The organism is Glycomyces arizonensis DSM 44726 (assembly GCF_000482705.1).
In the GTDB taxonomy this organism is placed as follows: Bacteria; Actinomycetota; Actinomycetes; order Mycobacteriales; family Micromonosporaceae; genus Glycomyces; species Glycomyces arizonensis.
On sequence record NZ_KI519474.1, the window covers coordinates 178,440 to 196,874 of the forward strand.

At 68.7% G+C, this 18,435-nt stretch carries 14 protein-coding genes; 6 read left to right on the forward strand and 8 right to left on the reverse strand.

Annotated elements, in window-relative coordinates:
• Nucleotides 1–120 precede the first annotated feature (120 nt).
• The 6 genes from H613_RS0121495 to H613_RS28265 are packed head-to-tail and all read right to left on the reverse strand — an operon-like array spanning nucleotide 121 to nucleotide 6,308.
• Nucleotides 121–1,905 carry an ABC transporter substrate-binding protein gene (locus H613_RS0121495; protein WP_026925395.1) on the reverse strand — a complete coding sequence of 595 codons (1,785 nt, stop codon included), beginning with the start codon at nucleotides 1,903–1,905 and terminating at the stop codon, nucleotides 121–123.
• Nucleotides 1,902–2,090, reverse strand: a complete 189-nt coding sequence (locus tag H613_RS0121500) for a hypothetical protein (protein WP_026925396.1) — start codon at nucleotides 2,088–2,090, stop codon at nucleotides 1,902–1,904. The genes H613_RS0121495 and H613_RS0121500 overlap by 4 nt, the downstream gene beginning before the upstream one ends.
• Nucleotides 2,078–3,214 carry an ABC transporter ATP-binding protein gene (locus H613_RS28255; protein WP_084546841.1) on the reverse strand — a complete coding sequence of 379 codons (1,137 nt, stop codon included), beginning with the start codon at nucleotides 3,212–3,214 and terminating at the stop codon, nucleotides 2,078–2,080. Before H613_RS28255 ends, H613_RS0121500 begins: the two co-directional genes overlap by 13 nt.
• A complete protein-coding gene (locus H613_RS28260) occupies nucleotides 3,207–4,298 on the reverse strand; it encodes an ABC transporter ATP-binding protein (RefSeq protein WP_051393663.1) in 1,092 nt (363 codons plus the stop codon). The genes H613_RS28255 and H613_RS28260 overlap by 8 nt, the downstream gene beginning before the upstream one ends.
• 4 nt (nucleotides 4,299–4,302) lie before the next feature.
• Nucleotides 4,303–5,217 (reverse strand): ABC transporter permease, encoded by a 915-nt coding sequence (locus tag H613_RS0121515; RefSeq protein ID WP_026925397.1) that lies wholly within the window; start codon nucleotides 5,215–5,217, stop codon nucleotides 4,303–4,305.
• A gap of 2 nt (nucleotides 5,218–5,219) precedes the next feature.
• Entirely contained in the window at nucleotides 5,220–6,308 is a 1,089-nt protein-coding gene (locus H613_RS28265) for an ABC transporter permease (RefSeq protein ID WP_051393664.1), read from the reverse strand.
• A 529-nt stretch (nucleotides 6,309–6,837) separates the two neighbouring features.
• On the opposite strand from H613_RS28265, the gene H613_RS0121525 reads away from it, so the two are divergent.
• The 6 genes from H613_RS0121525 to H613_RS0121550 all read left to right on the forward strand — a co-directional run bounded on the left by H613_RS0121525 (nucleotide 6,838) and on the right by H613_RS0121550 (nucleotide 14,606).
• Entirely contained in the window at nucleotides 6,838–8,061 is a 1,224-nt protein-coding gene (locus tag H613_RS0121525) for an NADP-dependent isocitrate dehydrogenase (protein ID WP_026925398.1), read from the forward strand.
• A gap of 210 nt (nucleotides 8,062–8,271) precedes the next feature.
• Entirely contained in the window at nucleotides 8,272–9,000 is a 729-nt protein-coding gene (locus H613_RS0121530; protein ID WP_026925399.1) for a phosphocholine cytidylyltransferase family protein, read from the forward strand.
• Nucleotides 9,000–10,049 (forward strand): iron-containing alcohol dehydrogenase family protein, encoded by a 1,050-nt coding sequence (locus H613_RS0121535; RefSeq protein ID WP_026925400.1) that lies wholly within the window; start codon nucleotides 9,000–9,002, stop codon nucleotides 10,047–10,049. The genes H613_RS0121530 and H613_RS0121535 overlap by 1 nt, the downstream gene beginning before the upstream one ends.
• Nucleotides 10,050–10,578: 529 nt before the next feature.
• Nucleotides 10,579–11,391: an ABC transporter permease gene (locus tag H613_RS32715; protein ID WP_026925401.1), complete on the forward strand. Its 813-nt coding sequence runs from the start codon at nucleotides 10,579–10,581 to the stop codon at nucleotides 11,389–11,391.
• Nucleotides 11,392–11,577: 186 nt separating this feature from the next.
• A complete protein-coding gene (locus tag H613_RS28270) occupies nucleotides 11,578–13,827 on the forward strand; it encodes an acyltransferase family protein (RefSeq protein WP_084546842.1) in 2,250 nt (749 codons plus the stop codon).
• Between the two features lie 149 nt (nucleotides 13,828–13,976).
• Nucleotides 13,977–14,606 carry a hypothetical protein gene (locus tag H613_RS0121550; RefSeq protein WP_156926186.1) on the forward strand — a complete coding sequence of 210 codons (630 nt, stop codon included), beginning with the start codon at nucleotides 13,977–13,979 and terminating at the stop codon, nucleotides 14,604–14,606.
• Between the two features lie 49 nt (nucleotides 14,607–14,655).
• Here the strand turns inward: H613_RS0121550 and H613_RS28275 are convergent, their stop codons facing one another.
• Together H613_RS28275 and H613_RS0121560 are read right to left on the reverse strand one after the other, a co-directional pair.
• Nucleotides 14,656–16,197, reverse strand: a complete 1,542-nt coding sequence (locus H613_RS28275; RefSeq protein ID WP_156926187.1) for a glycosyltransferase family protein — start codon at nucleotides 16,195–16,197, stop codon at nucleotides 14,656–14,658.
• Nucleotides 16,194–18,215: a glycosyltransferase family 2 protein gene (locus H613_RS0121560; protein WP_026925403.1), complete on the reverse strand. Its 2,022-nt coding sequence runs from the start codon at nucleotides 18,213–18,215 to the stop codon at nucleotides 16,194–16,196. The genes H613_RS28275 and H613_RS0121560 overlap by 4 nt, the downstream gene beginning before the upstream one ends.
• Between the last annotated feature and the right edge of the window lie 220 nt (nucleotides 18,216–18,435).

Genomic DNA, 18,435 nt, shown 5'->3' on the forward strand with positions numbered 1-18,435 from the left:
GTGCGGCACGAGGGCCCGAACCGATCGCCGGCTCGGGCCCCGGACTGTGATCCATTCAGGAAATTTCCTTTATGGAGCCTTTGTTTCGGGCGCGGCCCCTCGCGAAGCGGCGCTCGTGCTTTAGGCGGGCTCGATCTCGCCTTCGAGGATCCGCACCATGATCGGGTTGTCGAAGTAGACGTCGTTGAGCTCGTACTCGCCCGCGCTGATCTCCTTGACGCGCACGCCCTCGATGGCGAACGAGACGCGCTGGTTGAGGAACAGCGGCAGGCGCGGCAGGGTCTCGTTGAACACGATGCCCAGCTGCTTGTTCGCCTCGGCCTGCTCGGCCTCGTCGCCCTTCTGCGACTTCAGGTACAGGTCGTCGACGTTGACCGTGCCCACCGACTGCGTCTCCACCGCGTCGGTCGGGATGGCCATGCCGGGGGCGTCGGCCGTGTTCGCGTTGTCGGTGAACCAGGCCATCTGCCAGGAGCCGTACACGTACGGCACGAACGGGTTCGCCCACTGGCGCACCGCGATGTCGAAGTCGCCCGCGCCCCAGGCGCCCCACTGGTTCCCGTCGTCGGGCATGTTCCGGTAGGTGATGGTGAAGCCGAACTCGTTCAGCTGCTGCATCGCCTGCTCACCGGTCAGGGAGAAGTCGGTCCAGCCCTCCACGCCGACGATCTCGTACTCGGCCAGGTCGCCGTTCGGCTTGTGCCAGCCGTCGTCCTCCTTGGCCCAGCCGGCCTCCTCCAGCAGCGAGGTCGCCTTGGCGTGGTCGGTCGAGTAGAACTCCAGGTCGACGTCGTCGAACAGGCCCTCGGCGTGCGGGTCCGGCAGGCCCGAGTAGGTCGCCGGGATGTAGTAGCCGCCCGCGCCCTTGGCGATCTCGCCGATGATCTCGGTGTCGAAGACGTACATGAACGCCTTGCGGACCCGCGTGTCGGCGAACTCGGGGAAGCGGCCCTGGTTGAGCATCAGGCCGATGCCGTCGAAGCCGGGCGTCGAGATCTCCTTGAGGCCCTCGACCGCGGAGATGGTCTCCCGGTCGGTCGCGCCGAGCACCTGCGTGGAGTAGTCGACCTCCTGGTTGAGCAGCATCTGCACGCTGGCGGCGTTGTCGCCCTTCTGGACCTTGACGGTGTCGAACTTGACCTGGTCGGCGAACAGGCCGTCGGAGTGGACGCTGAAGGTCACGACGGTCTCGCCGATCTCCTCGAACTTGTAGGCGCCGCAGGTGATGTTCCCGTCGTCGAGGAAGTCCTCGGCGGCGATCTGCTCGGACAGGGCCGACTGCTCCGCATCGCCCTGCACGACGCCCGCGGCCACCAGCTCGCCGGCCTGGTCCATCCAGTCGCCGTAGCGGGCGTGCGGGAGGACCTGGGTCTTCAGCACGCCGTGCTCGACGCCGGGGAAGGCCTCGGTGTAGGTGACCGTCACCGTCAGGTCGTCGTCGGCGGTCACCGTCTTGACCTGGTCCCAGCCGATGGTGCCCTGCGCGGCGTTGAGCTTCTGCAGGTAGAGGGATCCGACCAGGTCAGCGGAGGTGAGGTCGTTCCCGTCGGTCCACTTGATGCCCTCGCGGAGGGTCACCTTCAGCGTGGCGCCGTCCAGCTCGATGGTCTCGGCCAGCTGCGGGATCCACTCGTGGGTGTCCCAGTTCATGATCGCCGGGCGCGGCAGGAACAGCTCGGCCACCGGGGCGGCGACGAGGAGCGCGGCGTTGCTGATCGCGGCGTTGTAGTGCTGGGTGGTGGTGTCGAAGGGATAGACGTAGGCGAATGTCCCGCTGGCCCCTTCGTCGTCGGCGCCTTCGGCCTGGCAGGCGCCGAGGACTCCGGTGGCGGCGACGGCGCCCGCGCCGATGCCGACCGTCTGGAGCAGACGGCGCCGGGAGAGCTCGATATTCTGAGAGGTCATCGCCTCTTCCTTTCCGTGTAAAGGGCAAATATGGAGATGAGGACGAGGAACACCCCGAGGCCGACCGTCAGCACGCTGATGGCGGACTCCGCTGTCCCCGCGGGTAGATAGAGCAGGAGGAGGGTCGCGCTCAGGATCAGGAAGACCCCGAACCCGAGCCCGAATCTGGCGATCAGGCCGACCATGCCGCGCCCCGAGGGGTGCCGGTGTCCGAGGCGGTCACGGCGGGGTCGTGCGAGGGGGCCCGGCCGCGGTCGCGCGCGACCACGTGGCAGGCCAGCCTCCGGCCGTCAGCGGCGCCGGGGGCCGCCGGGCGGTCCCCGAGTCGGATGAGCGGCGGTGCGGCATCGTCGCACAGCCCCGGCTCGAAGGCCGGGCAGCGCGGATGGAAGGCGCAGCCGGACGGCAGCGCCGTCAGGCTCGGGATGTCGGCGGAGCGCAGCCCGGAGGCGGCCCGGTTGGCCTTGGCCAGGTCCGGGTCGGGCTCGCAGACCGCGCCGATGAGCGCCTTGGTGTACGGGTGCTGCGGGTCGCCGACCACCTCGGGCGTCGGTCCGTGCTCGACGACCTTCCCCAGGTACATGACCGCGATCTCGCCGTCCCACGCGAAGTACTTCGCGACGGCGAGGTCGTGGGTGATGAACAGGAAGCCGACGTCGAGCTCGTCGCGGAGCCTGCCGAGGGTGTTGAGCAGGCTCACGCGGATCGAGACGTCCAGCATGGACGTGGACTCGTCGCAGATGAGCAGCTCGGGGTTCATCGCCAGGGACCGCGCCACGTTGACCCGCTGGCGCTGGCCGCCCGACAGCTGGTGCGGGTAGGAGTCCAGGTAGGACTCGGGCGGGGTGAGGTCGACGAGCCGGAGCAGCTCGCTCGCCTTCTGGCGGGCCTCGGCCTTGGACCTGACCTGCTTGTGGCGGCGCAGGCCCGCGGTGAGCGTCGAGAAGACGGTGCGGGTGGGGTTGAGCGCGGCGTAGGGGTCCTGGTGGATGTACTGGACCGCGCGGCGGTAGGCGAGGCGCTCGGCCGAGTTCATGCCCGCGACGTCCTTGCCGCGGAAGGCGACGGTGCCGCCGGTGGGCCTCGTGAGCCCCGCGGCGGCGCGAGCGGTGGTGGTCTTGCCGCAGCCGGACTCGCCGACCAGGCACAGGACCTTGCCGGGCCGCACCTCCAAGTCGACGCCGCCGACGGCGGGGACCTTGCCCTTCTTGGTGTCGAAGACCTGCTCCAGGCCGGAGAGCTTGAGCAGCGGCTCAGCGCCCGCCGGCGCGGGGCGCTGGGCGGGGAGACGGGAGTGCGTGTCAGACATTGGTGGGCTCCTTCTCCGATGCGGCCGCCTGTCCACCGGCGGCCTTGCGCTCCAGGCGGACGCGGTCGTGGTGCAGGCACGCCGCCGCGTGCGTCATCCCGTCCGGCCGCTCGGCGAGGACGTCGAGCGCGACCGGGGCGGCCTTGCACTCCTCGGTGGCGAAGGCGCACCGCGGGTGGAAGGCGCAGCCGCTCGGCATGGCCTTGAGGCTCGGCGGGTAGCCGGGGATCGACTCGAGCTTCGGCGTGGCCCCCGAAACGGGGACCGGGTCCTTGACCGGCATGACCGCGTTGATGAGCCCGGCCGTGTACGGGTGCTTCGGGGTGTGGAAGATGTCGCGGGCCGAACCGGTCTCGATGATCCTCCCCGCGTACATCGTGGCGACCCGGTCGGCCAGCTCCGCGGCCAGACCGAGGTCGTGGGTGATGAAGACCATCGTGAAGCCGAACTTCTGGCGCAGTTCGTGGAGCTGCTGCACGATCTGCCGCTGGGTCAGCAGGTCCAGGGCGGTGGTCGGCTCGTCGAGGACGAGCACCTGCGGGTTCAAGGCGATGGCCAGCGCGATGAGCGCGCGCTGCTTCATGCCGCCGGACAGCTCGTGCGGGAAGGACGGCAGCACGCGGTCGGGGTCGAGCCTGACGGTCGCCAAGAGCTCCCCGGCCCGCTCCTCGACGGCGCGCTTCGTCCAGCGCTTGCCGTCGGCGTGGTCCCTGAGCGTGTCGGCGAAGTGGTCGAAGATCCTCGCCACGGGGTTGAAGGCGTTCATGGCGCCCTGGAAGACCATCGCGGCCTCGTTCCAGCGGAAGCGCCGCAGCGGCTCCTTGCCCATGCCGAGCAGGTCGGCGCGGGTGCCGTCCTTGAGCCGGTACACCAGCGACCCGGAGGTGATCTCGCCGATCTTCGGCAGCAGGCGCAGCAGCCCGAGGCCGAGCGTGGTCTTGCCGCAGCCGGACTCGCCGACGAGCGCCAGGGACTGCCCCTCGTACAGGTCGAGGTCGACGCCGCTGACGGCGGTGACCGAGTCCTTCCGGCCGGTGCGGTAGGCGATCTCGAGGTCGCGGACGCTGAGAATCGGTTCTGTCACGGTCTCACCTTTCCCTCAGGCGCGGGTTCAGGGCCTGGTCGAGACCGCGGCCCATGGTGACCAGCCCGATCGTGAAGAGCACGATCATGATCAGCGGCGCGAAGACGTACGGCAGCGCGGTCGTGTTGAGGTAGAAGTTGTCGCGCCACGAGATGTGGATCATCAGGCCCCAGTTCGGGGTGCCCGAGGGCATGAGGCCCAGGACGTAGAGGCCGACGATGGCGTAGATCGCCTGGTTCACCGCGATGACGAAGTTGACGAAGATGAACCCGGCCATGTTCGGCAGGATCTCCCGGAAGACGATGCGCGCGGCGCCGAGGTCCTGGAGCCGGGCCGCCTCGACGAACTCGCGCTCCTTGAGGCTCATGACCTGCGCCCGGATCGAGCGGAACAGGAAGGCCCACATGGTGGAGCCGACGACGATGGCGATGCCCCACGGCGGGATGTCCTCGAAGAAGGCCACGACGGCGAGCATGAGCAGGAACTGCGGGATGGTGACGGTGACGTCGGTGAGCTGGAGCAGGACCGCGTCGACGCGGCCGCGGAAGTACCCGGCGATCGAGCCGAGGGTCACGGCGACGAAGACGGCCATGACGGCCGCCAGGGCGCCGACCCAGATCGGCTCGGCTCCGGAGTTGACCAGGATCGTGAAGGTGTCCTTGCCCTCGTACTGGGTGCCGAGCCAGTGCTCGGCCGAGGGCGAGGTCCAGATCTGCGAGATGTCGGTGGGGTTGTGCTGGTCGACCAGGAGCGGGCCGACGAAGGAGAACAGGACGATGGCGAGCACCAGGACCGAGCCGGCGAACCCGGCGGGGGAGCGGGTCAGGCCCGTCCAGATCTGTCCGAGGGCCGACTGGCGCGACTCGGGGGCCGGGGCGGCGGCGGTGTCCGCCGCGTTCGCCGCTGTGCTTGCGGACATGCTCAGGCCTCCTCGGTCTTGATGCGGGGGTCGACCTTCGACAGGACGAGGTCGACGGTGAGGCTGGCGAGGACGACCGAGGTCGCCAGGACGATCACGGCGGCCTGCACGACGGGGTAGTCGCGGTTGGTGATGGCGCTCATGAGCATCTGGCCGGCGCCGGGGTAGTCCAGGACCTGCTCGATGACGATCGAGCCGCCGACGAGGGTGCCGACGGCGAGCGCGATCTGGGGGATGACCGGCAGCAGGGCGTTGCGGCCGACGTAGGCGCGCCCGATGCGGCCGCTCTTGAGGCCCCTGGCCTGGGCGACGGTCACGTAGTCCTCGGTGAGGACCTCGGTGGTGGCGGCCTTCATGTTGAGCATGAAGGAGCCGGTGGCGGTGAACGAGAAGGCGAGGATCGGCAGGATCGCGTGGTAGAGGGCGTCGCCGATGAACACGGGGTTGAGGCCGGGCTCGACGCCGGCGGTGATGCGCCCGCGCATCTCCAGGAACGGCAGGACGTCCAGGACGGTGTAGCCGATGACGACGACCGCGGCGATGAGGATGTAGTTCGGGACGCCGGTGAGGAAGGACCCGACCGAGGTCATGACGTGGTCGAAGGCCGAGCCGCGGCGGTAGGCCATGATCATGCCGACGGTCAGGCCGACGGTGACGGCGAGGACGACGCCCGCGCCGACGGCGAAGAGCGTCCACGGCAGGTATTCCATGACGTGCTCGAAGACCGTGCTGCTCGGGTTGGTCAGCGAGTTGCCGAGGTCGAGGGTGACCAGGCCCTGGAGGAATTGGAGGTACTGCTGCCACAGCGGGGCGCCGACGTCGTAGTTGATCATGTTCGTCGCGGTGGCGATGGCCTGGTCGTGGGTCATCCCGGCGCTGCTGAGGCGCCCGGCCATGATCTCGATGGGGTCGCCGGGCATGAAGTGCATGAGCAGGAACGTGATCGTCGAGACCAGCCAGATGACGAACACGGACTGGCAGACGCGGCGGAAGGCGTAGGAGGTCCATACGCGCCGGAGGACGCTCCGGCCCGGCGGCCGCCGCTCGGCGGCGGGCTCCGCGTCCGTCGGCGGTGCGGTAGCTGTTGTCACCTGCACTCCTTCGTGCGTGGGTCGGGGTAGGGCTTGCGAGCTCACCGTGGTCTGAACGTGGGGGCGAAACAAACTGGAAAGAATGTTTCTAGTTAACGAACTTACCTGTGGTGACGCGTCGCACGCCAGCCCTGAGACGCAATCGTTACGTTGAACTTCGGAGAGCGTTTCCCCTGCTCTCCTCGATCGCGAGGGCCGGTGGCGCGGACGGATCCGGCGAATCGGGCACCGCTCGGACCATACTCCGCTGTGACGATCGCCTCCAAGGCCCGCGCGGGGCGCGAGTGAACACGGCGAAGCCGAGGCGCGCGCGGCCCCAAGGCCCGCACCCGCCCCGATGGCCCTGCTGTGACGATCGCCTCCCGGGCCTGCCTGTCGCCGCCGCCGCACACCCAGTACGCTCGTACTGTTAGTAGCAGGGCATCACGCAATGCCGAGCACACTCACGACTCGGACACCTCGCCGAGCGGGCGACGCCGAGCCGACACGAACAGCGCCTCCGAGAAGCGCTAGGAGAGGTACCGAACGCATGGCCAAGATCAAAGTCGCGGGCCCGGTCGTCGAACTCGACGGCGACGAGATGACCCGCATCATCTGGAGCAAGATCAAAGACGAGCTCATCCACCCCTACCTGGACGTGGACCTGAAGTACTTCGACCTCTCCGTCGAGCACCGCGACGCCACCGACGACCAGGTCACCGTCGACGCCGCGAACGCGATCGCCGAGCACCACGTCGGCGTCAAGTGCGCCACCATCACCCCCGACGAGGCCCGCGTCGAGGAGTTCGGCCTCAAGAAGATGTGGCGCAGCCCCAACGGCACCATCCGCAACATCCTCGGCGGCACGATCTTCCGCGAGCCCATCATCATGGACAACGTCCCGCGCCTCGTCCCCGGCTGGACCAAGCCGATCATCGTCGGCCGCCACGCCCACGGCGACCAGTACAAGGCCACCGACTTCAAGGTCGACCGCCCCGGCACCCTGACCGTCACCTTCACCCCCGACGACGGCTCGGCGCCGATGGAGTTCGAGGTCGCCCAGTACCCGGAGGGCGGCGGCGTGGCCATGAGCATGTACAACTACAAGAAGTCCATCGAGGACTTCGCCCGCGCCTCCTTCCGCTACGGCCTCTCGCGCAAGTACCCGGTGTACCTGTCCACCAAGAACACCATCCTCAAGGCCTACGACGGCATGTTCAAGGACGTCTTCCAGGAGGTCTTCGACGCCGAGTTCAAGGCCGAGTTCGAGGCCGAGGGCCTCGCCTACGAGCACCGCCTCATCGACGACATGGTCGCCGCCGCCCTGAAGTGGGAGGGCGGCTACGTCTGGGCCTGCAAGAACTACGACGGCGACGTCCAGTCCGACACCGTCGCCCAGGGCTTCGGCTCGCTCGGCCTGATGACCTCGGTGCTCATGACCCCCGACGGGAAGACCGTCGAGGCCGAGGCCGCCCACGGCACCGTCACCCGCCACTACCGCCAGCACCAGGCCGGCAAGCCGACCTCGACGAACCCGATCGCGTCGATCTTCGCCTGGACGCGGGGCCTGTCCCACCGCGGCAAGCTCGACGGCACCCCCGAGGTCGCCGCCTTCGCCGACAGCCTGGAGCGGGTCGTCATCGACACCGTCCAGGGCGGCAAGATGACCAAGGACCTGGCGCTGCTCGTCGGCGGCGACCAGGAGTGGCAGACCACCGACGAGTTCCTCGACACCCTCTCGGAGAACCTCGCCAAGAAGGTCGCCTCGGCCTGACAAAGCCGTAACCGAGAGCCCCGAGGCTCGTTGAGCAGGGTGCGGTGCGCGAACGCCACCTTCGGGTGATGTCCGCGGGCCGTCCCTTCCCAGTTGGAGGCCCCAGCACAAGTGCGCTGACGCACACTTGGCCGGGGCCTCCCCCCTTTCGCGGCTTGTAAACTCAGAGGCGCAACGAGACGGCACGAACGAGCGGAAGGCACAAGACACGTGAGAGGCGTCATTCTCGCCGCCGGCCAAGGGCAGCGCCTGCGCCCCGACACCGACGAACTGCCCAAAACCCTCCTCCCGATCGACGCCGCCTGGACCATTCTCGACTCCATCGTGTTCGCGCTGTCCACCGTCGACGTCAATGAGATCGCCATCGTCGTCGGCCACGCGGCCGACAAGATCCGCCGGGAGCGGGACCGTCTCGAAGACACCTACACCGTCAAGATCACCTTCGTCGAGAACGACCACCCCGAGTGGAACAACGCCTACTCGCTCTGGACCGCCCGCGAGCACTACAAGGACGGCGCGATCCTCGTCAACGGCGACACCGTCCACCCCTGGAGCGTCGAAGACCGCCTCCTCGAGGAACCGAACGACCCCCCGAGGCTCCTGCTGGCCATGGACGACCGCAAGACCCTGACCGAAGAGGCGATGAAGATCGGCGTCGGGCACTCGGTCATGCCGCTCATCAGCAAGCAGCAGCCGGTCGACCGCGCCATGGGCGAGTACATCGGCGTCAGCCTGATCCCCGCCGAGCTCGCCGACGACCTGACCGACGCCCTGAAGACCGTCTACACCCGCGACCGCACCCTCTACTACGAGGACGCCTTCCAACTGCTGGCCTTCCGCGCCAAGGTCGGGACCGTCTCGATCGGCGACGTGGCCTGGACCGAGGTCGACGACCACGCCGACTGGGCCCTGGCCAAGAAGATCGCGAAGGACCTGTAGTGCCGCTGCTCGCCCGCACTGTCCTGGCGCCCCTCGCCGTCGAAGTCGCGGCCGGGGCCCTCGCCCGGCTCCCCGAGCTGCTCGTCGACACCCGCATCTCCTCGGGCGGCCGCGTCGCCGTCGCGCTCGGGCCCGGCCTCGGCGCCCGGATCGCCCCCACGCTCGATCTGCCCGACGCCGTCGTCCACACGATCAAGCCCGGCACCCTCGCCAGCGCGCACGACCTCGCCTCCCGCCTGCGGGACGACCGCGTCGACGCCCTCGTCGGCATCGGCGGCGGGCGCCTGATCGACACCGCCAAGTACGCGGCCACCGAACTGGGCCTGCCGATGGTCGCCGTCGCCACCAGCCTCGCCCACGACGGCCTCGCCTCCCCGGTCGCCTCGCTCGAACGCGAGAAGGCCACCATCTCCTACGGCGTCCACACGCCCCTCGCCGTCCTCGCCGACCTCGACTTCATCCGCCGCGCCCCCGCCGCCCAGCTGCGCTCGGGGGTGGGCGACGCGCTCACCAACCTCTCGGCCACGGCCGACTGGGAGCTGTCGCACCAGGTGAACGGCGAGGCCGTCGACGGCCTCGCGCTCGCGATCGCCCGCACCGGCGCCGAAGCAGTCCTGCGCCACCCCGGCACCATCGCCGACGACGACTTCCTCACCAGCCTCGCGGGCGCCCTCATCCAGGGCGGCCTGGCGATGGGCATGGCCGGGTCCTCGCGCCCGTGCTCGGGCGGGTGCCACGAGATCGCCCACGCCCTCCAGACGCTCCACCCGGGCTTGGCCGGACACGGCGAGCAAGGCGCCATCGGAGCCCTGTTCTGCACCTGGCTGCGGGGCGACGAAGCGCTGTTCGCCGAACTGGCCGCCGCCATGCGGCGCCACGGGCTTCCGCGCACGCCGGACGAACTCGGACTCACCGTGGCCGAACTCGCCACTGCGATCGAGTACGCTCCGAGGACTCGCCCGGGGCGTTATACGATTCTCGAACATCGTGAACTGGATTCGGTGGCGATCAGCCGTCACCTCACGGAGATGATGCATGAGCTCGATTAGCCCGCACCCCGACGGAGTCTCCGGAAACCACCCCGGCGGTGGCGACGGCGACCGCCCCGACGCGGCGGCCCCCCAGAGCGGCCACGGCGCGGGGCCCTCGGGCTCCCAGGGCGGTTACCTCCCGGGAGCGACGAGTTCCGGATCGGCGGCCTTCGCGAGCGGCGCCCCCGGCACGCCGCCCGGCTACCCGCCCCAGGGCTACGGCCAGCCGCAGCAGCAGGGCGGCTACGGCGCACCGCCGAACCCCTACGGGCAGCCGAACCCTTACGGACAACCGTACGGCCAGCCGCCGCAGGCGCCCCAGTACCCGCAGGCGCCGTCGCACCCTCCGCAGGCGCAGCCGCAGGCCCCCTACGCCCCCCGCACCGAGCCGCACCGCGACATGCCGATGGCCGGCGCCTCGCCGATCCGGCGCAACCTCGACGACACCGCCGAGCTGCCCGCGTTCCTCGACTCGGCCCGCAGCGACGAGAGCCCGCGCCCGAAGCCCGGGACGCCCGCGGTCAAGCCGCTGGTGCGCAAGTTCCCCCTGACCACCGGCTTCACCGCGCTCCTGCGCCACCGGCACGCCCTGTCGGTCCTGGTGCGGCGCGACCTGGCCGTCAAGTACCAGTCGACCGTCATGGGCTACGTATGGTCGCTCATCGAGCCGCTCGGCCTGGCCATGATCTACTGGTTCGTCTTCGGCGTCCTCTTCTCGAACTCCACCGGCCTGCCCGAGGGCGTCGGGTACCCCTTGTTCATCGTCTCGGGCATCTTCGCCTACCAGTGGTTCAGCTCCGCGATCGGCGAGGGCACCAAGGCCCTCGGCGGCCAGTCGAGCCTCATCACCGTCATGAAGGTGCCCAGAGAGGTCTTTCCGGTCTCGAAGGTCTTCGCGCGCTTCGCCGAATATGTCGTCGGCTTCCCGATCCTGCTGGTCATGGCCGTTGTCTACGGTGGGACCTTCGGGATCAACCTGCTGTGGCTCATTCCGGCGATCCTCGTCGAGGCGATCCTGCTGACCGGCATGGTGTTCATCCTCTCGGCGATCAACGTGCTGTTCAAGGACGTGCAGCGGTTCATGTCACTGTTCATGCGCGTGCTGTTCTACGCCTCGTCGGTCATCTACCCGCTGACCAAGGTCCAGGAGGCCCTGCTGCCGAACCACGAGCTGATCTACAAGCTGTACTCGCTCAACCCGCTGGTCGGCATCTTCGAGATGCACCGGGCGGTGTGGATCCCCAGCTTCGCGCCGGACTGGTTCCAGCTCTGCAGTGCCGTGGGCATCTCGGTTTTCCTGCTGTTCTTCGGCCGCTGGATCTTCTACAAGCTCGAACCGCGCGTCCTCAAGGCGTTGTAAGCGAGCAGCAGAGGGGCACGGCCTGTTCACTTCGCGTTTCCTTTGTACGATGGTGGAATACGACTCGACCTGCGGCACCGCCCGCGTCTCGGTCTCTTCGGGGCGCGGGCCGGAGTCGAACCGGGACGCCGTGCGCCGGCGCCCCGGTGCGTCGTGCGATGCCCCTGATACGGAGATTGTTATTTTATGACCTCGACCCAGCCCCCGCGGCGACCCAGCGGTCCCATGGCGGGGGCGGCCATCGACGAGGACACGATGCACCTCCCGCTGACCACGCCGGGCGGCGCCTCGACAGCCCGGCCCACTGTGCCGAGCCCCTACCCCCAGCGCCAGCCGTTCCGCCCGGCGCCCGCGCCGGCCCCGCCGCGGCAGCGGCCGCGCACCGAGCGCTGGGAAGGCACCGGCTTCCGGCCCGACATCCAGGGACTGCGCGCCATCGCCGTCGTCCTGGTGCTCCTGTCGCACGCGGGCTTCGCGTTCGCCGACGGCGGTTACGTCGGCGTCGACGTCTTCTTCGTCCTCTCGGGCTTCCTGATCACCTCGCTGCTGATCAAAGAGGTCTTCGACACCGGCAAGATCTCCATCGCCGGCTTCTACGCCCGCCGCGCCCGCCGCATCCTGCCGGCCGCGAGCGCGGTGACGATCGCCACCGTCATCGGCACGTGGCTGTGGTTCCCGATCACCCGCTTCGAAGCGGTGATGCAGGACGCGTTCACCGTCATCGTCTACGTGATCAACTACCGCTTCGTCGCCGAGAGCACGGAGTACCTCAACGCCGACCAGATGCCCTCGCCGTTCCAGCAGTACTGGTCGCTGGCGGTCGAGGAGCAGTTCTACGTCGTCTGGCCGCTGCTCCTGCTCGGCCTGCTGCTGCTGATGAAGCGCGCGCCGCGCCGCATGCTCAACTTGGCGATCACCGTCTGCATCGGCATCTTCGTCCTCTCCCTGATCGCCTCGGTGCTCGTGACCGAGACCTCCCAGCCCACCGCGTACTACGCCGCCCACACCCGGGCGTGGGAGCTGGCTGGCGGCGCGCTCCTGGCGCTGACCCTCCAGACCTGGAAGCGGATACCGAAGGCCGTCGCGATCGTCCTCGGCGTCGTCGGGCTGGCCGCGATCGTGTTCTCCGGCGTGCGCTACACCGAGGCGACCCCGTTCCCCGGCTATACGGCGCTGCTGCCGGTCCTGGGCACCATGCTGGTCATCGTCGCGGGCACGGCCCGCGGCAAGAACCCGGTCTCCTCCCTGCTGAGCACCGGGCCGTTCCAGTTCGTCGGCAAGATCTCCTACAGCCTCTACCTGTGGCACTGGCCGATCCTCATCCTCGCGCCGCTCGCGCTCGACGTCGAGCCGTCGCTGCTGCTCAGTGCCGTCCTGCTGGCCGGCACGTTCACGGTCGCCCAGTTCTCCTACGAGTACATCGAGACGCCGATCCGCACCGCGAAGCTCCTCAAGGGCAACATCATGGGCCTGGCCACCGGCGTCCTGTGCTCCCTGCTGGGCATCGCCATGGTCCTCACCCTGACACTCGGCTTCTCGAAGATCCCCGAGGACGACGGCCCCGTCGACCTGGCCGAGATCGAGGAGACCCAGGACTTGACGGCGCTCCAGGAGATGCTCCGCGAGGGACTGGAGACCGAACGCGTCCCCGACGGTCTGACGCCGCCGCTGGCGGGCATCGAGGACGACCGCCCGGTCACCTACCACAACGACTGCCATCTGAGCTTCGAGGAAGTGGATCTGCCCGATGGCTGCGTTTACGGCGACGCGGGCTCGGACACTCAGGTGGTGCTCTTCGGGGACTCGCACGCGGCCCAGTGGTTCCCCGCGCTCGACGCCGTCGCCGACAAGCACGGCTGGAGCCTGCTGAGCCGCACCAAGAGCTCCTGCACACCCGTCGACGTCCCGATGGAGAGCACGCAGAACGACGGCGAGTACACCCAGTGCGGGGAGTGGCGGTCGAAGGTGTTCGACGAGATCGACGAGATCGAGCCCGAGCTCGTGGTGATCGGCAATTCGGACGCCGTGTCCATCATGGACGCCGAGGGCAGTGGTGCCCAAGAGTGGAAGGACGGCTGGACCGACACGCTCGACCGGGTCAGCGCCTCGGCCGGTGCGGTCGTCACCTTGACCGACACGCCGTGGGCCACGGGAGAGGCGGCTGCCGACTGTCTCTCGCTGCACGAGGACTCGGTGAAGGAATGTCTGCGCGACGATCCTTACACGATCGCCCACGAGGAACTCCGCCAAGCCGGACTCGAAGCGCAGGAGGAGGCCGGCGTCTCGATCATCGACACCGAGCCCTGGCTGTGCATCGACGGGCAGTGCCCGCTGATCGTGGACGGCATGGGCGTCTACCGAGACAAGCACCACATCACCACGCCGTACTCGAAATCGCTTGCGGCGGTGCTGGCCGACCACCTTCCGGACATCTGACTCGCTCGGGTGGGGCGACTCGGTCCCGTGCGGCTCCGAGCGCCCATCCGGCACTGCGTGGGAGGGCACCGGGACAGGTCGGCGGCCCTTCGGCCGTGTCGTCCCCTGCTAGTATCGGGGCAGTGCGAACCCTGGAGAGGACTAACCCCATGCGACGGTTGACGGCCCTAGCCGCAGTCGTGCTCATCGCCGGTGCCGGATGTTCGGCCTCGGGCGGCGGCGACGGAACCGGTTCGGCAGATGAGACCGCGACGTCACCCGCGCCCGCCCCGAGCCCCACCGCTTACGAATCGGTGACCCAGCCGTTCGAGCTGAGCCTGCAGACGCCGTCGAATTTCGAGGCCACCGAGAACGACCGCGGTGTGCTCATCGCCGATGAGCATGTCAGCTACGACTTCCACCTCATCGACGGCTCCGAGCACTCGCGGCTGACGGTCACCACCTATCTGCTCCCCGAAGGGACCGAGACGGGCGACTACGACTCCCGGCTGGCGATCATCCTGGCGTACGACGAGGAGCGGGGGAACCTGATCTCCTCCGAGAAGCACTCCAGGGAACTCGTGCACGGCTACGAGGGCATCTACCGCTTCGCGAGCCTCAATCCCAATGGCAAGGACATATCCCAGCAGAACCACTATCTGTTCGCGGGCCGCCACCTCATCCAGATCACCTGCCAATGGGAATACGACTTCGATGAGGTCTACCAGGGCTGCCAGGAACTCACCGCGTCGTTCGCATACCCCGACGAATGGCCGCTGGCCTACCGCTCCGAGGCTTAGACCACGGAGGCGCTCCGGCCGCCGCGTCCTCGGACGGCCGGAGACCGGATCACAGGTCCACGCCGGCCGACCGCAGACGCCCCAGGTGGGCTTCGAATCCGAAGCGCTCGTGGGCCGCTTCCATTCCCCGTTTCTGCTGTATCGCGAATTGCTGCGGGTCGCCCGCGAGCGCGGTGGCGACGCCCGCTACTTCGTCGGGAGTCGCATAGACCGCGCCGTCGCCGAACACCGACGCGAACACCGGCGGAAGTATCGTCGGCACGCCTGAGGCCATGGCCTCGACCGGTGCCCGCCCGAATGCCTCCAGCAATGTCGAACTCGGGTAGTAGACATAGAAGTCCAGTTCCGGAAGAAAGTCTCCGACCGGGATCGAATCGAATTGGTGGACGGTCCAGTTCGAGGGCAGTCGCCCCAAGACCTTTCTGGGGGAGCCGGCCCCGCCCAGCACCCGGATTTCGAAATCCGGACCTTCGGGGTAGCACGCCCGCAGATCCGACGCCAGCTCGGGCCACTTCGAGACGTGGTCGCGCGAGTGCCGACCCAGGCGCAGCGGCGTGCGAGGGGGGTCGCTCGGGCGTCGTTTGAGATTGCCCAGATCCAAGGTGGGGTACCAGAAGTCCTCTGAAAGCTCGACACCGGTGAGATCGTCCGTGTGGTGGTCGATCAGGGCCTGGCGGACGAGTGGGCCCGCTGCTGCCCACCGGTGCTCCCCGATCCAGCTCGAGAGGTTCTCATGGACCGTCGCGACGTCCCAGATGCGCTTGCGACCGGCGATCGCGTCGTAGTACGTCATTGGAGCCTGGTTGATGACGAGGATCTTCTCGGGGGACTCGATCGTGGGGAGGTCCTCTCGGAGCCGTGTGGCGAACGGCGGGAACCGCATGATGAGCAGATCGCAGGAGACCTGCGCTTCGGGTTCGATGAGTTTCACCGCCTCCCCGTCCACCAGGTCGGCGATCTTGCGGTTGAGCGGCCGCGCGCTGTTCGCCGAGTACAGCGGGTGATGGAACAGCCCGACCCTCTTCCCGTTCTCCACCAGCAGGCGGATCTCGTTGGCATTGCTGGTGGTCGTTCCTCCGGGAAGATTGAAGTTGGAGACGACGACGACGTCGAACCGTTCGGTCGTCCGCGTCCCGCCGCCGGTGGACGGCTTGCGGGGATCCCCGAGTTTTCGCAGCTCCTCGGCGGCGAACGATCGCACAGAGGCCGACTGCGAGGTGTCGCGGGAAATCCGTTCGAGCACCTGCGAGGGCCCGTTGCGGAAGCCGTTGTGCGCGCGGTCCGACGCCGCCTGCACTTGGGCCATCGCGCGGTTGCGCTCTTCGAGGGGCCAGCGTCCTTCCACGGAGAGCCGCGGCGCGAGGACCCGCTTGAGACTGCGGATGTCGTAATCGGCGGCACGTCGTCGCAGCAGCACGGCCGCCGCGGCCGCTTCCGCGAGGAGCACCGCGGCCATGGCGGGCAGATAGACGGCGGGAGCGGTGGTGAAGGCGAGCGCCGAGACGGCGGCCACTCCGAGGCCCAGCGCCGCCCCTGCCGCCAGAAGCTTGCGAAGCGTGCCGGTACGCCTGTCAGAGCGACGTCGTGTCATCTGGAGGTCTTTCTTTCGATGGCGGTCATCAGGCGCGCATAGCCCGGGGCGGTGGCGAGCACGCCGAGCGCGAACAGGGTGGCGGCGGCCGCCGCGAAGGTCGCGACGGCGGCCACCGGCATGCCGAACACCGGCCAGGTCACGATGGCGACGAAGTAGGCGAGCACCAGACCGGCCGCCGCGACGCGGCGGTGGCGCCACAGGCCCGAGCGCCATCGCTTCACCGCCGACCGCGACGAACGGGCCCGGCTCGTTCGAGCGCTCGGCTCCTCGGCCGTCTCGGTCCACGGCGTCGGTTCGACGACGGCCGACCCTATGTCGGTCTGGCCGATGCGGCGCAGCCCGTACTCGGCCTTCCTGCCTTCCCACAGCGAAGGATCGGCGACGACCAGCCGGTCGGTCTCGACCTCGTCGGTGGGGCTGAGGAACGTGATGCCGTGGGCGCTCAGCGCGTCCAGCACCTCGTGATGGAGCGGCATGCCGTCCGGGACGGGCCGGTGCAGCGACTCCAGATGGAGGAAGGCGATGCTCTGCCCCTCCTCTGCCGCTCGGGCCATGCGGCTCAGGAGATCGCGTTGTGGTTCGTCCACGAAACGGCCGTCGGCGACGAACACGCAGTCGTAGGCGTTGCCGCTGAGGCGCTGCCCGCGACTGAACTCGGGCGCGTAGAAAGGCCGTTCGGGCGCGGCCGCGCACAGGAACGGATCCGCCCGCTTGGACTGGATCTCGCCGTGCCACAGCCGCTGAGCGGATTGGTAGGCCATTCGCGCGGGGTGCATCCAGTTCATGCCGAACTCGGAGGACGTCAGCGTCTCGTCGCCGAGGCGCACCAGTGTCAGTGGAACGTCGGTCAGACGCTTGATGGCGCGATTGCCGAACACGGCGGTGAAGCGCATGCGGAACTCGGTGTCGGCGCCCTTCCTCACCGAGTCGAAATAGCCCATGCGCTCGCGGACCGGCGCGGCTCTGAACATGATCGACGTCGACCGCGGGCCGCGGATCGATCTGTTGGACCGGGTGACGGTGAGGTCGGTGTGGACGCGGACCGCGCTTGACACCGACATGACGATGCGGTGGTCGTCGAGCAGGGGCTGAATCTGCGTCTCCAGCCAGCGGGGGTGGGCCCAGTCGTCGGAGTCGAGGCCGGTGACGATCTGGCCCGTGCACTCGATGAGGGCCCGGTTCCTGGCGTTGTAGGTGCCGGAATTGCGCGGGAGCATCAAGAGCTTGATCCGGGGGTCGAGCGCGCGGATTTCGGCGAGCGCCGGGTGGAACTCCTCCCCTGAGCAGTCGTCGACCAGCAGCAGCTCCCAGTTCTGCCATGTCTGGGCGAGGACCGACAGGACCGCGGTGCGCAGCTCGGGCCCGGGCCGAAAGCAGGTCATGACGATGGAGACCTTGGTGTCGGATTTCACCGGCGCTCCGGGGTTCGCGCCGAGCCGGTCGAAATACGGCAGCGAGGTGTCGTCGGACAGGGTGAGACCCCGCATGCCGGTGAGTCGGCCGAACGCCGCGAGCCATGCGTCGGTGTCGCCGCCGAGCGACGGGTGGATCGCGTCCGCCTCGATTCCCAGCCGGTCGATCTCCCCGACCGCGGTCAACCGGGGGAGCAGATCGCCGACGGAGCCGGTGGCGTGGAGGGCGCTGCGGGCGTACCAGTTCTGGTGCTCATCGGGGACGGGAGCGCCGCCGTAGCGGTCCGCCAGCGAGTACAGGGCCAGGCTGTCGTCGTAGAGGCCGTTGGCGTAGAGGACCCCGGCCAGTGCGCACACATAGTCGGCGTCGAGGTGCCGTTCGACGGCATCGCCGGAGCCGCGGGCGAGTTCGATGAGGTCGTCGAGGCCGAGTCCCGGTGCGGCCAGGCTCGTCAGCGCCCGTACCGCCAGAGGGGAGCGGGTCCGCAGAGCGGTGCGGAACGAAGCCTGGGGCCCGCTCTCACGGAAGGTCTCGACGACGACGTTGAAGCCGGACGGCTCGGTCTTCCTGCCCGCCTCTTCGAGGATGGGGGTGAGAGCCATTGATGCAGGGATCCTTCGTGGTCGTCGTGCTCGAGACGTCGATGACGAGACGTGCTCGATCACAGAGGGTGAAACGCCGATCGGCGTTCGCGGCGGTGGTTTTCAGTGCCGGTACCGCGGGCCGCATGTCGCCCGGCACCGACCGCACCGGCTCCGCGGCCGGAATGGACTGCCTGGCGCGCGATGCCGTTCCATTCTAACTTGCGTCCACTTATAGCCA

Coding starts and splice junctions, on each gene's coding strand:
- H613_RS0121495 (WP_026925395.1), bottom strand. CDS start 1,905: ATGACCTCTCAGAATATCGAGCTCTCCCGGCGCCGTCTGCTCCAGACG.
- H613_RS0121500 (WP_026925396.1), bottom strand. CDS start 2,090: ATGGTCGGCCTGATCGCCAGATTCGGGCTCGGGTTCGGGGTCTTCCTG.
- H613_RS28255 (WP_084546841.1), bottom strand. CDS start 3,214: ATGTCTGACACGCACTCCCGTCTCCCCGCCCAGCGCCCCGCGCCGGCG.
- H613_RS0121515 (WP_026925397.1), bottom strand. CDS start 5,217: ATGTCCGCAAGCACAGCGGCGAACGCGGCGGACACCGCCGCCGCCCCG.
- H613_RS0121525 (WP_026925398.1), top strand. CDS start 6,838: ATGGCCAAGATCAAAGTCGCGGGCCCGGTCGTCGAACTCGACGGCGAC.
- H613_RS28270 (WP_084546842.1), top strand. CDS start 11,578: ATGACCTCGACCCAGCCCCCGCGGCGACCCAGCGGTCCCATGGCGGGG.
- H613_RS0121550 (WP_156926186.1), top strand. CDS start 13,977: ATGCGACGGTTGACGGCCCTAGCCGCAGTCGTGCTCATCGCCGGTGCC.
- H613_RS28275 (WP_156926187.1), bottom strand. CDS start 16,197: ATGACACGACGTCGCTCTGACAGGCGTACCGGCACGCTTCGCAAGCTT.
- H613_RS0121560 (WP_026925403.1), bottom strand. CDS start 18,215: ATGGCTCTCACCCCCATCCTCGAAGAGGCGGGCAGGAAGACCGAGCCG.